The organism is Flavobacterium sp. CFS9, assembly GCF_041154745.1.
Classification (GTDB): domain Bacteria; phylum Bacteroidota; class Bacteroidia; order Flavobacteriales; family Flavobacteriaceae; genus Flavobacterium.
In genome coordinates this window covers 4,608,462-4,623,684 of sequence record NZ_AP031573.1, presented here as the reverse complement: position 1 = coordinate 4,623,684, position 15,223 = coordinate 4,608,462, and the positions used below count along the sequence as shown (strand labels likewise).

The following is a 15,223-nucleotide window of genomic DNA, read 5'->3' as shown; positions in this document are numbered from 1 at the left end:
ATAAAATCTTACAAACTATATCGGATTTGTAGGTAAATAGCACTTGTATAGATAGGCTTACCGAAGAGTTAAACCTTACAATATTCTACCAATTCTTTAACCTTTAAACTATTCAATTATGGAAACCAGAAGCCCCCCTTTTTATTTGTAAAGATTTTTGAGATATAAAGAATGATTCACCCCTTAATCAAATTATATGAAAAATTTATACAAAATTATGTTACTGTGTGTCTGTGGAGCTACTTATGGACAAACACAGAATGATATTGCAAAAATTAGGTCCGGAAGTAACGTGTCTGAACTTCAGTCATTGAGTCAGAGATACCAATCCGAAGCGGATCAAAACAAACAAAGAGTTAGTAATCTTGCAAAAGCTAATGGCTGGCGTACTTCATTTAGTAATAAAAATGGAACTACGAGCGAATTAGTGGATGTAAGTGCTGATGGAAAAACACCTATTTATTTCGCTACTGAAAATGTAAATGCAGCAAAATCCACACGAGCTAATTATTTGAATTCCGGTGGTGGTTTAGGACTGAACCTTAACGGACAAAATATGACGGCTTATGTTTGGGATGGTGGTGCTACACTTCCAACTCACAATGAGTTTGGCGGAAGAGTAGTAATTAATGATGGAGTTACTGCCATTGTTGCCGGAAGCAACAACAGTCAACACGCCAATCACGTAACGGGTACCATTGTTGCAGCAGGTACTGTAGCGGCATCCAAAGGAATGGCCTTTCAGGGAAATGCCAGAACTAACGAATGGACTAACGATTTGTCTGAAGCTACTATAGCAGCGGCAAACGGAATGTTAATCTCCAATCATTCTTATGGATGGGCTACAAGAAACTCTTCCGGAACAGTTCTGATAGCTCCGTGGCAGTTTGGCGCTTATCAGACTACTGCCAGAGACTGGGACAATCTGATGTTTAATGCTCCTTATTACCTGCAGGTGAAATCGGCCGGAAATGATGGTGGTGATAACACTGCAAATACAAGTCCGTTAGGAGGTTTTGCAGCTTATGATAAGCTTACAGGATTTTCTACCTCTAAAAACAATCTGGTGATTGCTAACGCTAATGACGCTGTGATAAGTTCAACAGGATCTTTAACAAGCGTTACCATTAGCGGGTCCAGCAGTCAGGGACCTACAGACGATTTGAGAATTAAACCGGATCTTGCCGGAAACGGAACTTCCGTTTATTCCACAGCCACACTTACAAATCCGGTAACACCATTAACCAATAGCAGTTATGGTAATGCCAGCGGAACTTCAATGGCAGCTCCAAACGTGACCGGAACGTTACTTTTGCTGCAACAGCATTATAAAAATCTGACCGGAAACTTTATGCGTGCTGCCACTCTAAAAGGATTGGCGCTGCATACAGCTGACGATGCGGGAGCTGTTGGACCTGACGCTATTTTTGGATGGGGTTTACTGAATGCAAAATTTGCAGCAGAAACCATTACCAAAAACGGAACAGCATCTATCGTTCAGGAAAGTACATTAGTAAATGGAGGTACTTATACATTATCAGTAACTTCAGATGGAGTTAATCCATTAATTGCTTCTATTTCCTGGACAGATCCTGCCGGCGTTGCTTATTCAGGAAGTACGCCAAATATTGGTACAGCTAAATTGATAAACGATTTAGACATTCGTGTAACTAATGGAGCGGGAACTAATTTTCCATACCGATTGCTTACCGCAACCACAAACGGATTGGGTGACAATACCAGAGATCCTTTTGAGCGTATCCGAATTGTTGGTGCTGCGGGAACTTATACCATAACCGTAACGCACAAAGGAAGTTTGGTCAATGGAAGTCAGAATTTCTCCACAGTGGTAACCGGAATTACCATACCGGATCTTTATATTAAAGACAGACCGTTTGATGTGGGATTACAGCCAAATCCGGATTCTGGTCCTATGTGGATCAGTGATGATATTTGGGTAAGACAAACTATTGATGGAGGAACTACACATGAAAATCCTGAATTTAAATTAAGCTCTCCAAACGGCGTGTATGTTAAAGTTCACAACAAAGGAACAGTTCCTAGTGCATCCGGAAAAGTGAAACTGTATTTTGCAAAAGCTTCCTCAGGATTAACATGGCCTACCAACTTTGTTAATTTTTATGTAGGCACTGTATTGCATGGTGACTATATTGGAGAAGTTGCTATTCCGGCAATCGCAGCAGGTGGTAATGCTACAGTAGTTATTCCTTGGTATCCGCCAAATCCAGCTGATTTCACTTACGACATACATCACTTCTGTTTAGCAGCGAGAATAGAATCATCTGAAGATCCTATGTTTAATGAGCAAAATAATGTGGGTATAGGTGTAAATACCAAAAATAATAACAATATTGCCTGGAAAAATTTAAGTGTTTATAACCTGAATACCACTGATTTTGTACCTCCAACTGCAGTATTCATCAGAGGAATCAGATCTAAAAATATCAATGTGAGATTTATAGACAGAGGATTTAACGAACAGTTTAAGAATAATTTCTTTGATTTGGGCGGTACAGTTGAAGCTACACTGGATCCAAAACTATTTGAAAGAGCACAGGCCAACGGAAGTCTGAAAGGCGTGCAGATTTTAGATAAAAATAAAATCCTGATTACTTCCCGAGAAGCATCCATAGCAAACTTACCAATTGATATTGATGAAACGTTCGGAATCACATTTGATTTCAAAGTAGCAAAAGACTTCCCTGTTGAGGAGCAAATTACCTTAGACCTTGTTCAGGAAGATGCCAGAAGCGGAGAACTTGAAGGAGGAGAGCGTTTTGCACTGGTAAAAGCTAAACCGAATACTAAAGCCGGAGCCACGTCACTTGTTGAAGCTCCTGAATCTCGTATTGTTGCGATCTATCCAAATCCAACAAACGGAGTATTTAAAATAGCCGTAAATAGTGAGGAGCAGGGAACATTAAAAATAACAAGTGTTTTTAATAATGTTGTTTTTGAAGAGAAAACAAATAAACAAAAAGAGTTTAGTGTGAACATCTCCAAACAAGCTCCCGGAATTTATATTGTTCAGTTTATCTCTGAAAAAGGAAAAGTAGTGACCAGAAAAATAATTAAAAACTAATATTTTTCTGTTGAAACGCTTATTACTTTAAATGAGTGTACGAAAATGAAGAAAGTCGTCTCAAGGTAAAATTTGAGACGATTTCTTTTTTTATAAAAGAAAAGCTTTGCAAATTCTGGCATTTAAACGCAAAGTACGCTAAGTTTTTTTTGATGCACAGTATATATAAAAAACATAAAGTCCGCAAAGCTTTGTTTAGAGATAGCTTTGCGAACTTTGTTTTTCTAAGCGTAATACAGCTAAAATTCTTCGCGTGCTTTGCGTTAAAATTTCCAGCTTCAAATGGAAGCAGAGTTGCTTTGGTATTTAATCGCAAAGTACGCTAAGTTTTTTCATGCTCAAGGTTTTATATAAAAACATAAAGTCCGCAAAGCTTTGTCTAGATGTAGCTTTGCGAACTTTGTTTTTCTAAGCGTAATACAGCTAAAATTCTTAGCGTACTTTGCGTTAAAATTTTCAGCTTAGATGATTATGGCTCTATTTTCACGGATGAACTTTTGCAACATACGAAGACACTGTAACTGTACCCGAATCATCTTTGACTGTATAAACCCCTAAAATGCTATTTTGATAAGCAGTATTAGCACTTGTACTGTCGGCATCCGGAAAATCAATATCGATCCAGTTAGCTTCTCCAAATGAACCATCTGAATTTCGATTTACAGCAACAAAGGAAGCTCCCATATCTTTTCCGTTAAGACTAATCCAGTCAGACGGCATATGATAACCATTGTCTTTGGATGCAGTGATGCCTTCAAAATGTGTAACTACAGACAGTATAGTTTCATTCTTGTAACTAAACGATTTTAAATTATTCGTTTGCTTTGTTTTGGAATTATAATCCACCAGAAAAGCCTGGCTTATTTCTCCTAGTTTAGCACTCGAATAACCACCTGCCATAGTATAATGATCACCGCCATTGTGCCAGATACCGTACAAAGTAGTCGTTAAGGAATCCGGAATTTTAAAATCGATGTATTCTTTAGTGATAACATCATACAGAAATGCGTATCCATTCTTGTCGTTCTCCACATCATAATTCCCAACAGCGATTCCGCCCATTATACTATGAACAAATACATTATTGGTATTACCGCCATTTGGCGACACCTGAATCCAGGTTCCTGAACCATCTACCGGACCTTCGTAATAAAAACCAAGATTTCCGCTTGGAGCTTTACCCGAAGAGGCAGATATTTTATAGGAGCCCACTATTTGTACTTTGCCATGATGCCCGTTGTTAGGGCCGTAACAAGAGGTATTGATAACCGTTGCCGTTGATGTACTTGGAAAATTTACAATGTTCCATTTGCCCTGATTACCGCTTCCATTAAGTGGTCCTTCATAAATTAAGCCCTGAACAATATCATTAAGGCCTATTAAACTGCCTGAAATGTATACATTTTCAGATCCTGTTACGCCTCTTACGCCTTGTATGCTGGTTTCTCCGCCATTAGGATAATTGAAACCCGTATACTTTGCCGTATTGACTTCCAGATTTATATTTTCTGACATAATTTTTTTTTTTTGATTATTACTTTATTTTTTGGAACTGTGTTCTGCAGCTGTTTTTTAGTTAAACGTTGTTGTACTATAAACATCTTTTGGTGCATTTACCCAAAGTTTTTCAACTTCCAGCTGATGCAGTTGTTCTTCTAATTCGTGTCTGATTTCACTGTACGCCGGATCGTAGGCTAGATTTGTGATTTCCAACGGATCATTAACTAAATCATATAACTCATATTGTTTGAAGTAGGCCGTAGCGGCATCAAAATAATAATCGAATTTCCATTTTTCGGTTCTGATACAGCGAATGCGATTCGCAGCTCTTACGATCGTCCACGTACTGTTAGAGCCTGCTTTGATATCATCATAAGTAAACAGTATACTGTGCTGAACAGGAGTGTTGTCCTGCATTATAGGAAGTAAACTGGTACCCGCAAGCCCCGTTGGCGGATTGGATACATTAGCAATATCAATAAAAGTTGGAAAAATATCTGCTAAGGTTGCTAAAGCCATAGATTGTTTGATCGGATGGTCTTTAAACAATATCGGATTGGATATGACAAGCGGAACTCTTAAAGCTTCTTCGTAAGCGACAAAAGTTTTCTGACGTAATCCGCCATGGGCGAGTCCCATTTCTCCGTGATCAGATGTCATCGTAACCAGAGCCGAATCAGCCAGTTTTTTGCCGAATTCATCTTCTCTGTACAATTCGTCAATCAGGTATCCGAACTGCTTGTCGGCATGACTTAACAAATAACCGTAAAAATTGATATAATTCAGTTTGTCTTCTGTACTATTGATCGCTCCAAGACTTAAAGCCATATTAATCAGAATTTGTTCCTGCGCCATAGGTTTTTTATTTTGGAGTAAATTTTCGTTAACTGTAGAAGGGAGTCCTATTTCTCTGCCCAGCCAACTGTCCGGATGATATCCTGATGTACCCGCACTATTAGGATAAGCCAGTACATCATGAGGATTTACGAGTGAAAGAATCAAACAATAAGGTTTATGATTTCCTGCAGCTCGCTGCGCTCTCACTTCTTTTAGATATTGGATGGCCTCGGCGGTGTATCTGGCGTCGTGATTAGCGTAGCCGCCACCAAAATTAAGAGGGTTCACATCTTCACCGGCATCCGGAGCCACCCAGCCCATAGCACCAAATAAAGAAATGTCAGCAGGAGTTAAATCATCATAATTTGTTTTCGTACCATTAGGAGCAACACCTTTACTCATGTGCCATTTTCCTCTATATTGCACATCATATCCATCTGCCCAAAGCGTATTCATAATATTAGGCAGTTTATTGCTAAGCGTAGGTTCCTGAGGCGACAACAGGCCGCCTACAGTCAACGTTTGACTTACACCATGTTTCGCAGGGTATAAACCTGTAAATAAGGTCGAACGGCTAGGGGAGCACATGCAGGTATTGCAGAATGCGCGGTCAAAGCTAAAACCATTCTTCTTTAGAAAAGTCAGTGTGGGAAGATTTTCTTCCTCCCATCCCGGTGGGAAATGTTGAGTAGCGCGCTGCTCATCCGTAATAATTAAAATCATGTCCGGCTTTTGGCCAATTTCTTTAAGTTTTTCTTTTAAGTTCATTGTTTGTGGTTTTAAGGGGTTAATAAAAAATGCAATTATTGTTATAGGAATTGGTAATTCATATCGTTGGGTCAGTTTGAAATATTTCAAAAGACGGATTGATTATGGTATAAAATTCAGGCGTGAAGAGAAAATGACAGCAGTGCTTTTTCAATATAATGTTCAAACAAAATAAATTGCAAAAGGCTTGTAGACGATACTGTAGGGTAGTGCTGAATTCGATTAATAAGAATAAAATTACAATAACTAAGCAGATTTAAATTACGTATAAATACCTGTTTTGTAGTAGTTTATCTAATTTTTAAAAAGTATAAAGTGTTCAATAATCTGAAGGACTTCAATTAGAAAGATATTTTGTTATTAAAGTGGCTTTTGTGTATGAAGCAATAAAAGTAAATAGGAGTGATTATCCACCCTCAAAGTGTTGAAAAAGTTAAGAATCTGAGGGTTAGAGGGTAAATTAAACTAAACGGCTGCATTAATGTTTAAATAACCCGATGCGTTAAGTTTAATCAATAAAGAATGATTAATCACATAGAAATATAAATTTAGATCTAAAAAAACAAGTAAGGAAATGCATTCTTTTCAATTAGTACTCTGTGTATTTAAGTGAAGTGAAATGCCTCTTTACGGTTACTAAACCTATGTTTCTATGTGTTAAAATGAATTATACTCAAGAGGTATAAAATAATAGTCGCGGGTTTTTAGTTTCCCTTTAATAAATTGATACTTACTGTAGCGATATCGGCATCCGGGAAGCGTTTAAAAATAGCCTGGTCCGGAAATAATCCCGCTTCTGCGGCAACTTTATTAAAAACGTCGATCTCTACAATATACTGGTCCGAGAAACCGTGAGTAGCATCGTAAGCCGTTGCAGGAGTTTTTCCGATATTAACGGCTGCCAGTTTGGGATCGATCGTATGCAGTTCAATCAGCAGTAAGCCAAATTTACGTACATAAGGAGACCATTTTTGTAAATGTTCGAGAAGGTTGTCTTCGACCAGATTGTTGCTGATTCTTTTTCCTCTGTAAGCAAATGCACCCGTTGAGGTACTAACCCTGTCTTTGTTACTGTTTTTCGGATCTGTCCAAATTCGATTGTGATCTAAAAAAGTTCTTACATTAAGCAGATCTTTCAAATCAATATTATAATTTTCTTTCAGGTCATCCGATAGCAGTTGAGGATTTCCGATATCGCCCCAAATCACTTTTGCCCAAATGTCAGCCTTAATAAGATTGGCTCTGGTAACTTTTAAAGCTGTCTGATTATAATCGGCACCAACCAAAAATAAAGGGTACTCGTCGAGCATTTTTCCACGTAAAGTCTGTCTGTCGATAACTTCGAAAATATGCTGTAAAAAAGCACCATTACCGCAACCCATGTCAAGTATTCCTTTAGGTTGTTGTTCGATAGGTAAATTAAACAGCGCGACAATAATTTCGTCCACCACTTTAAAGTAAGTGTCGTGTGCACCGCCGCTTCCCCATACATTCATTTCCCGATCCACGTGAATTTCGTTTTCACCATCGGCTATCATTCTTAAAACTGCCGGATCACCAAAAATCAATTCCTCAATTTTAGTAAAGGTGGGCAAGTAAGAAACCGTAACACCATAAGCACTGGCTCTTTTGGCATAAAACAAACCAGTTTCGGTAAACTGATAATTGCCGTTTTTTTCCAAAAACCATCCCAGATGTACGAAAAAGTCCAGTATTTTTTTAAAGTTTTCCGGTGATTTATGAAACTCTTCAGGTTGAAATGAAGTTTCCATAAAGTATTTGTGAAACATGCCTTTCATGGCCAGACGTACAATTGTCGGACCAATCAAATGTCCTTCTATGTGTTTTAAAATCTGTTCCTGAAGACTATTTCTCAAAGGATCATCAGAAGGTTCGATTCCATATCCTTTTTTATATTTTTCAAAAATAAGATTGAGTTTTTCAAAGGGTATGTCGTCAAAAAGTCTCGGATGAAACTGCCCGGAGAATTGGAGTAAATCAACAACATCCTGATAAAGATGAAACAGCGAAAAAGCGATTGCTGTTTTTTCGTTTACGGTGATTGTTATTTCCTGTGTACGATTATTTACTTCGTATTCTAAAAAGCCCTGAGAAGCCAGAACTCTCAAACCAACATTCAGGTAACCTTCATTTGCTTTAAAAGCAGTAGCTAACTGTGATAGTCGTACTTGCTTTTGATTTAGAATATACTCTAAAACTTTGTGGTTTTGTAGTGCAACTGCAACCGGAGCAACAGCCAGGCCGTCAAGGTGTCTGAAAATAGAACTTCGAAGTTGTGATTTATCGGTCATAGAAAAAGGTTGAAGGTTAGTTAAAAATAGTGATTTTTTTTAAATCGATATTTTTTATTTAGGTCTATTGCTAAATTTTAAAACTGTCCGACTGAACAACATCGTAAAAGTATGTTTTGGGTTAAAAATGTTTTATAGATTAAAACAGGATGATTATCAAGTTATTAAAATGCTATCTATAGTTAGGAAGTATGCTTCTTAAATAATAAGTTGAGTTAGAAACTTAATTTACTGAGGAATAAATTTTAAAAAGAGATACATTTGCATGAAATTACTTCTAAAGAATAAATCCTAGAAAATAGATCTATTTGGTTAAGAGTCAAAGAATTGATTCTCTATAAAATAGTAATAAAACAAAAATCGTTGAGAATTAAAATTAAACTTTAATATGAAAATGAAATTCGTTTCTGCAGTTACTCTGCTATTTGTGACATTTGCTAAGGCTCAAATCTATACTCCTAATGGTACTATCCAGGGAGTATCTGGTAATAACAATGTGGGAATAGGGACAAATTCACCCAATTCACAATTGTCATTAAGTAAAGTGTCTACTATACTTGGTGACCCACAAACTCTAAGTTTATACGAGGAAGGACCTGCAAATTATGGTTTTGCAGTAAATGGGGCACATGGAGGTTTAGATTTTTGTGCTAATCAGGCAGTGGCAGGTACAAGTTTTAGATGGTTTGGAGGAGCTGATAAAGCCACACCAAAACAGTTAATGGTATTGTTAGGTAACAATCAGTTGGGTGTTGGAGGTTCACCTATTTTTGGAAAAGTAGAATTGTTTAGTAAGTCATATGGGACACAGGCACTTTCATTCTATACAAATGATGGTGCAGTAAACAGCAGGGCATTAATTGAACATATAACTACCGCAAATTCACAGAGAGTTAATTTTACCAGTGCTTTTTCTTCTGCTTCGGGAGATGCTAACTGGACTTTTGAAAAGGGGAATGTAGGAATAGGGACACTTACACCTAATTCACAGTTATCATTAAGTAAAGTATCCACTGTTCTTGGCGACCCACAAACTTTAAGTTTATATGAAGACAGCCTTATAAATTATGGTTTTGCAGTGAATGGTCCGCGAGGCGGTTTGGATTTTTGTGCCAATCAGGCTGTGGCAGGAACAAGTTTTAGATGGTTTGGAGGGGCTAATAAAACCACTCCTAAACAGCTAATGGTATTGTTGGGGAATAATCAGCTAGGTATTGGAGGTTCGCCCATCTTTGGAAAAGTAGAGCTATTTAGTAAGACATACGGGACACAGATACTTTCATTTTATACAAATGATGGCACGGTGAATAGTAGAGCATTAATTGAACATATAACCACCGCAAATTCGCAAAGAGTTAATTTTACAAGTGCCTTTTCTTCTGGATCGGGAGATGCAAACTGGACTTTTGAAAAGGGCAATGTTGGGATAGGAACAACAAATCCTACATCATTGCTTACTGTAGCAGGAAATATAGCATCGAGAGAGGTAAAAGTAACGGTAGACGCAGGTGCCGATTTTGTTTTTGAAAAAGATTACAATTTACCGTCTTTGGAAGCTGTTGACAAATATATCAAAGAGAACAAACATTTACCTGAAATAGCTTCTGCTCAGGAAATGCAAAAAGAAGGTATTAATTTGTCTGAAATGAATATCAAATTATTGCAAAAGATTGAAGAATTAACGTTGTATACTATCGAGCAACAGAAAAGTACAGAGAAGTTAAAGCAAACCATTGAAATACTGAATAAAAGATTAGAGGCTGTTGAGAAAAAATAGTTTTATTAATTGTTACAAATCAATATTTGCAGTGGGTTGATTTCCTCTGCTATTAATAAAAAAACTTCTAAGCATCGAAAGCTTGGAAGTTTTTTTAATTAATAACCTTCTTAAAGTAGATATTGTTTGCTAGGAAAGAAAGACATTAACTAACCGCCATTTTATTATACTTGTTACGATATTCCAACGGATTTAATCCTGTTACTTTCTTAAAAATGGTTCGAAATGCTTTTGTATCGGTGTAACCCACATCATACATTACTTCATTGATATTTTTACGGCTGGTCTCGAAACTTTTTTTGGCGTACTCAATTTTTACGCGATTGATATATTCTAAAACTGAATTGTTGGTTGCGGCTTTAAATCGTCTTTCAAAACTTCTTCTTCCCAGTAATACCATTTCGGCCAATTCATCAATGGTGATTTTTTCCTGAATATTCTCTTCAATAAAATTCTGTACCTGTTTAATGGCCTCATCGTTATGATTCTTTTGTCCCTGAAACATAGCAAAAGAAGCCTGACTGTCTCTGTCGATATCGATGGCAAAGTATTTAGAGGCGAGTATAGCAGTTTCTCTGTCGGTATATTTTTCGACCAAATGGAGCAACAGATTCCAGTAAGAATGAGCACCTCCGCTGGAATAAAGGCGGTGTTCTTCGGTAATAATACTTCCATCTATAACTTCTACTTCGGGAAACATTTCTCTAAACTCATTTTGAAAACCCCAATGGGTAGAGCATTTTTTTCCGTTTAGCAGACCAGTAGAGGCTAACAAAAACGCTCCAACACATAGTGATGCCACTTCGGCACCCTTATGATATTGTTCGCTGATCCATGGCAATAGTTGTTGATTTTGAGCAATGGCGCTTTTCATGTCTCCGAATAAGGCAGGGATTACAATCAAATCAGTGGAGGTGATCTCTTTTGTGAGCTGAGAAGTATTGACCAAATACAATCCGTTATTCAGTTTTACTTCTTTTTCTAAACCTACTAATTGTACATCAAACAATAATTTTTTGCCTGAGGCGGTCATAAATTGATTTACAGCCGAAAATAAATACTGTGGATCTGCAATTGCCTGTAGAACCGAACTTTCAGGCACAAGTATACTTACTTTTTTTATCATGGTTTTTATAGGTTAGATCAAATCAGGTTAAAGATTTACAATTGACTGGCAGTTGCTGAGCCCTTGATTTTTCTTGGCTGACTGTTGAGTACAACACTTTATCGGAATCATAGCAATACAGCAATTGATTTCAATGCAATTTCAAAGATAAAGATAGTTTGTCGTAAATGCCCTTTTTGTTGTCGTTTTTGTGTAGGTGGATTCTGTTATTTCTGCTCCATCTTTGTACTATCAATTAACAACTTAAAAAACACACAAAATGGCAACGAAAATTTTCATCAATCTGCCGGTAGCAGATTTACAAAAAGCAATGTCTTTTTACACAGCAATCGGATTTACAAACAATCCTCAGTTTACAGATGCAACAGCAGCTTGTATGGTTCTAACCGAAGAAATTTATGTGATGTTACTGACTCACAATAAATTCAGTGAGTTTACCAACAAAGAAATCGGTAATGCTTTCCAGAAAGCTGCGGTAATTAATTCCTTGTCAGTAGACAGTACAGACGAAGTGAATGAAATGATCGATAGTGCCCTGAAAGCAGGTGGTAAAGAAACTGCTGAGCCAAAAGACTATGGTTTTATGCAGCAACGCAGTTTTGAAGATTTAGACGGACACCTTTGGGAAGTTCTGTATATGGATCTGGCGAAAATTCCACAACAGTAACCCTATTAAAATGGCAAAGCTTAATTCTTATTTAACATTTAACGGTAATTGCAGAGAGGCGATGTTGTTCTACAAAGCATGTCTTGGCGGCGAACTCGATCTGCAAACTATAGCCGATTCACCTTTAAGCGAACAGCTGCCGGAGAAAATGAAAAGATGTATTTTGCACGCCACCCTTAAAAGCAATACTTTGACCATTATGGGATCGGATATGGCTCCCGAAAACCTGACAAAGGGAAATGCCTTCTCGATGATGCTCACGTTTGACAGCGAAGAAGAAACCCGAAAGGTTTATGCTGACTTATCGAAAGACGGTCAGGCTACCCATCCGTTAGAAAGGACTTTTTACGGAGCTTTGTTCGGAAATCTCACGGATAAGTTCGGACATCAATGGATGCTCTGTTACTCGTGCGAAGAAAAAAAATCTTTATCTGTTGGGTGTAATTAGTTTTTGATAATTATACCCAATCGGATAAAAACTCTACATTGACTATTAACGAGAACTAACAATAACAATAACAATAACTAAGAACTATCAACCAACAACTATCAACAACTATCAACCAACAACCTTTAAAATCATGAAAAAAGATAAAATTATATTCTGGACTACAACGATCATCATTTTTATTATGGAAGGAGTCATTCCGGCCTTGACCTCACAGACTGAACTGGCTAAAGAAGGAATAAGACACATGCAATATCCGGCCTATTTCGGTAACGCATTGGTGGTTTTTAAAATAATTGGAGCTCTGACAGTAATCATTCCTCAAGCACCAAAATTTGCAAAAGAATGGGCGTATACCGGTTTTGGCTTTGTATTTATATTTGCGAGTATCAGCCATTTCGCTGTTGACGGCTTTGGATTTCAGGCGATACTGCCTTTGATATTCCTGGGTATATTGGTGATTTCCTATAAATTATATCACAAACTAAATGAATACGATTATGCACTTTCGGAAAAATATCAGCTGCAATAAAAAAAAGTTGCAAACTATCGATATAAAATGAGACGCCTAAGCTAAAAGGTTGTCTCATTTTTTTATTTCTTTATATTAAACCAGACAGGTTTTTGAAACCTGTCCGGTTTATTAAATGTAACGTTTAGATACTATCATTTAATTTTTCCGCCCAGTCGATAATTTCTTTCTTCTGAGCCGCACTAAGTACAGCATCTCTGTGAATCAAAATATAGGAACTTAAAGGCATTTCGTTAGACTTTATCTGACTGATGATGCGGTTTAATTTAGTTCCTTGTTTTCTTTTCGAATATTCTCCCCATTTGCTAAAATTCAAATCATTTTTTCCTTTTTCGATATGATTTTCCATAAAACTCCGTATGGGCTGTAGATTAGAATACCAGGGATAACGGGTATTGTTACTGTGACAGTCATAACAGGAAGTTTGCAGAATGGCTTCAACATTTTTAGGAACATGATGAACTTTAGCAATAGAAACCGTACTAACCTGCCCGTAATCAGAATTTCGGGCAGGCTGGTACAATTGCAGGAGCAAAAAAATAAGGATTCCAATGAAGGCTATTTTTTTGGCACGCGATTTCATTTTACATTGTTTTTTTCACCGAGCCGCAATCCAGCATTTTTGCACCATAATAAGGGTTTTGGATCTCTTTTGTTTCACTGATCCACAAAGCACCTTTACCTTCGTTGGCCATTGGACAATATTCCTGATATAGAGTTTGCGTGGTTCCAAGTAGTTCTATGATATCATTTACATCTTTACTCAGCATTACAAAATGTTCTCTTTGGTGCACGATGTTTCCGCTGGCTTCACCTATATGTTCGGCGTGTTCTTTGGCATCCTCTGCAATCTCAATATATTCTGTTTTCAATTTAGCCTCTATCGAGTTCGTATCGAATCCTTTTAAAACCTGAAATAATTCCTTTCCGGCATCTGCTGCACCTTTGGAATCATCTTTCACTAATGCATTTTTCAATTGCAGATATTTGGTAACCGTTTCCTGAATCGGACCGTTTTGCATTTTTCCTGTATCAGCATCGGTTTCATTCTCTTTATGTGTAGAATGAGGATCCGTTTGAGAATCTGTTGTTATGGTTTCTTCGCTTTTCTTGTTACAGGAAATCATTACCAATGCTAGGACTAGTGTGGAGAGAATTATATTTTTCATTTGTTTAAATTTTAATTAATTGTTTTTTCTTGTTGTACTGCAATTCGGAAATTGAACTACAGCAAATTTTTGTGAATCACTTTTCAGTTTTATCTGCATAGATTTATGAAACAAGAACATGCGGTCGTAAACCGAAGTCTTGTTTGATGATTACTTAAAAAGTGAATAGAATACAGCTGGTGTATGGAATTAAGATTCGGCACACTATAGGCTGTCAAAAATACAATTAGCTTATTTTAGGGATTAACCAGAGAGATTGAAAACCCGAAGAAATAGGGGATTCTAAATTATGAAACTTTTGCTTTTTAGTAGAAGTACAAAAAAGAATGTCTTTAGAATGTTGTTCCTCAAAAACAATGATACCTCCGTTACAGGAAGACGCGCATCCACAGGCAGAACGTTTGCATTTTCCGCTATTGTTAGTATGATTTTTATCGTTTGAGCCGCTGATCTTGCAGCAGTCATCGTCCTTTTCAGTTGTAGCGATTTTCTCTTTCACAGCAGGTTTCTCACACGCAACAGTTGTCGTTGGCATCAGGAAGATACCAAGTAAAACAATGAGTATGAGGTGAAATCGTTTCATGAAAAAGAATGTGTGGGACGAAAGTACTTATATTATTTTGAAGCACATGAATTAAAAGTGTTAAAACTAATTTTTAAGAAAGTATAAAACAAATTGCATTTTGAAGAATTATTTTAGAAAAAATCTTACACAGAAGCGGAAGTACTGTTGTTTGTTAACTATTTTATTATAAGTTGGTTATCATTAATGGGTCGATTTATTTAACATTTTTTATATAAAAAAAAGAGTTAAAATTTTGGCTTTCGTTATTTTAATATACTTTTGTTCTATCAAATTAGTAGAATATAAAAATTACAAATTGATAAAGAGTATAGAAAAGAATATTGATTACTGTTTTCAGTTATTGAGAACTAATAGGAGATACATTTCCTTTAAATGTATGCTGATGGCAAAGTAATTTT

General features: G+C 36.8%; 12 protein-coding genes. 5 read left to right on the top strand and 7 right to left on the bottom strand.

Annotation, left to right across the window (positions count from 1 at the left end; translation table 11 throughout):
• The first annotated feature begins 196 nt into the window (after positions 1-196).
• Positions 197-3,103: a S8 family serine peptidase gene (locus ACAM30_RS19505; protein WP_369616184.1), complete on the top strand. Its 2,907-nt coding sequence runs from the start codon at positions 197-199 to the stop codon at positions 3,101-3,103.
• A gap of 483 nt (positions 3,104-3,586) precedes the next feature.
• Here the strand turns inward: ACAM30_RS19505 and ACAM30_RS19500 are convergent, their stop codons facing one another.
• The 3 genes from ACAM30_RS19500 to ACAM30_RS19490 all read right to left on the bottom strand — a co-directional run bounded on the left by ACAM30_RS19500 (position 3,587) and on the right by ACAM30_RS19490 (position 8,520).
• Entirely contained in the window at positions 3,587-4,618 is a 1,032-nt protein-coding gene (locus tag ACAM30_RS19500; protein WP_369616183.1) for a hypothetical protein, read from the bottom strand.
• Between the two features lie 57 nt (positions 4,619-4,675).
• Positions 4,676-6,208, bottom strand: a complete 1,533-nt coding sequence (locus ACAM30_RS19495) for a sulfatase-like hydrolase/transferase (RefSeq protein WP_369616182.1) — start codon at positions 6,206-6,208, stop codon at positions 4,676-4,678.
• Positions 6,209-6,912: 704 nt separating this feature from the next.
• Entirely contained in the window at positions 6,913-8,520 is a 1,608-nt protein-coding gene (locus tag ACAM30_RS19490) for a class I SAM-dependent methyltransferase (RefSeq protein WP_369616181.1), read from the bottom strand.
• A gap of 388 nt (positions 8,521-8,908) precedes the next feature.
• On the opposite strand from ACAM30_RS19490, the gene ACAM30_RS19485 reads away from it, so the two are divergent.
• Entirely contained in the window at positions 8,909-10,297 is a 1,389-nt protein-coding gene (locus tag ACAM30_RS19485; protein ID WP_369616180.1) for a hypothetical protein, read from the top strand.
• A gap of 145 nt (positions 10,298-10,442) precedes the next feature.
• Here the strand turns inward: ACAM30_RS19485 and ACAM30_RS19480 are convergent, their stop codons facing one another.
• Entirely contained in the window at positions 10,443-11,423 is a 981-nt protein-coding gene (locus ACAM30_RS19480; RefSeq protein WP_369616179.1) for a GlxA family transcriptional regulator, read from the bottom strand.
• 259 nt (positions 11,424-11,682) lie between these two features.
• On the opposite strand from ACAM30_RS19480, the gene ACAM30_RS19475 reads away from it, so the two are divergent.
• From ACAM30_RS19475 to ACAM30_RS19465, 3 genes are all read left to right on the top strand, one after another.
• The gene (locus ACAM30_RS19475; protein WP_369616178.1) at positions 11,683-12,090 is read left to right on the top strand and encodes a VOC family protein; all 408 of its coding nucleotides are present in this window, start codon (positions 11,683-11,685) and stop codon (positions 12,088-12,090) included.
• A 10-nt stretch (positions 12,091-12,100) separates the two neighbouring features.
• On the top strand, positions 12,101-12,538 hold the full coding sequence (locus ACAM30_RS19470; RefSeq protein ID WP_369616177.1) for a VOC family protein: 438 nt from the start codon (positions 12,101-12,103) through the stop codon (positions 12,536-12,538).
• A gap of 133 nt (positions 12,539-12,671) precedes the next feature.
• The gene (locus tag ACAM30_RS19465) at positions 12,672-13,070 is read left to right on the top strand and encodes a DoxX family protein (RefSeq protein ID WP_369616176.1); all 399 of its coding nucleotides are present in this window, start codon (positions 12,672-12,674) and stop codon (positions 13,068-13,070) included.
• A gap of 124 nt (positions 13,071-13,194) precedes the next feature.
• Here the strand turns inward: ACAM30_RS19465 and ACAM30_RS19460 are convergent, their stop codons facing one another.
• From ACAM30_RS19460 to ACAM30_RS19450, 3 genes are all read right to left on the bottom strand, one after another.
• Positions 13,195-13,653, bottom strand: a complete 459-nt coding sequence (locus ACAM30_RS19460; RefSeq protein WP_369616175.1) for a heme-binding domain-containing protein — start codon at positions 13,651-13,653, stop codon at positions 13,195-13,197.
• Position 13,654: 1 nt separating this feature from the next.
• A complete protein-coding gene (locus ACAM30_RS19455) occupies positions 13,655-14,239 on the bottom strand; it encodes a DUF3347 domain-containing protein (protein WP_369616174.1) in 585 nt (194 codons plus the stop codon).
• Positions 14,240-14,465: 226 nt separating this feature from the next.
• Positions 14,466-14,822 (bottom strand): hypothetical protein, encoded by a 357-nt coding sequence (locus tag ACAM30_RS19450; protein ID WP_369616173.1) that lies wholly within the window; start codon positions 14,820-14,822, stop codon positions 14,466-14,468.
• Positions 14,823-15,223 lie beyond the last annotated feature (401 nt).

Coding starts and splice junctions, on each gene's coding strand:
- ACAM30_RS19505 (WP_369616184.1), top strand. CDS start 197: ATGAAAAATTTATACAAAATTATGTTACTGTGTGTCTGTGGAGCTACT.
- ACAM30_RS19500 (WP_369616183.1), bottom strand. CDS start 4,618: ATGTCAGAAAATATAAATCTGGAAGTCAATACGGCAAAGTATACGGGT.
- ACAM30_RS19495 (WP_369616182.1), bottom strand. CDS start 6,208: ATGAACTTAAAAGAAAAACTTAAAGAAATTGGCCAAAAGCCGGACATG.
- ACAM30_RS19490 (WP_369616181.1), bottom strand. CDS start 8,520: ATGACCGATAAATCACAACTTCGAAGTTCTATTTTCAGACACCTTGAC.
- ACAM30_RS19485 (WP_369616180.1), top strand. CDS start 8,909: ATGAAAATGAAATTCGTTTCTGCAGTTACTCTGCTATTTGTGACATTT.
- ACAM30_RS19480 (WP_369616179.1), bottom strand. CDS start 11,423: ATGATAAAAAAAGTAAGTATACTTGTGCCTGAAAGTTCGGTTCTACAG.
- ACAM30_RS19475 (WP_369616178.1), top strand. CDS start 11,683: ATGGCAACGAAAATTTTCATCAATCTGCCGGTAGCAGATTTACAAAAA.
- ACAM30_RS19470 (WP_369616177.1), top strand. CDS start 12,101: ATGGCAAAGCTTAATTCTTATTTAACATTTAACGGTAATTGCAGAGAG.
- ACAM30_RS19465 (WP_369616176.1), top strand. CDS start 12,672: ATGAAAAAAGATAAAATTATATTCTGGACTACAACGATCATCATTTTT.
- ACAM30_RS19460 (WP_369616175.1), bottom strand. CDS start 13,653: ATGAAATCGCGTGCCAAAAAAATAGCCTTCATTGGAATCCTTATTTTT.
- ACAM30_RS19455 (WP_369616174.1), bottom strand. CDS start 14,239: ATGAAAAATATAATTCTCTCCACACTAGTCCTAGCATTGGTAATGATT.
- ACAM30_RS19450 (WP_369616173.1), bottom strand. CDS start 14,822: ATGAAACGATTTCACCTCATACTCATTGTTTTACTTGGTATCTTCCTG.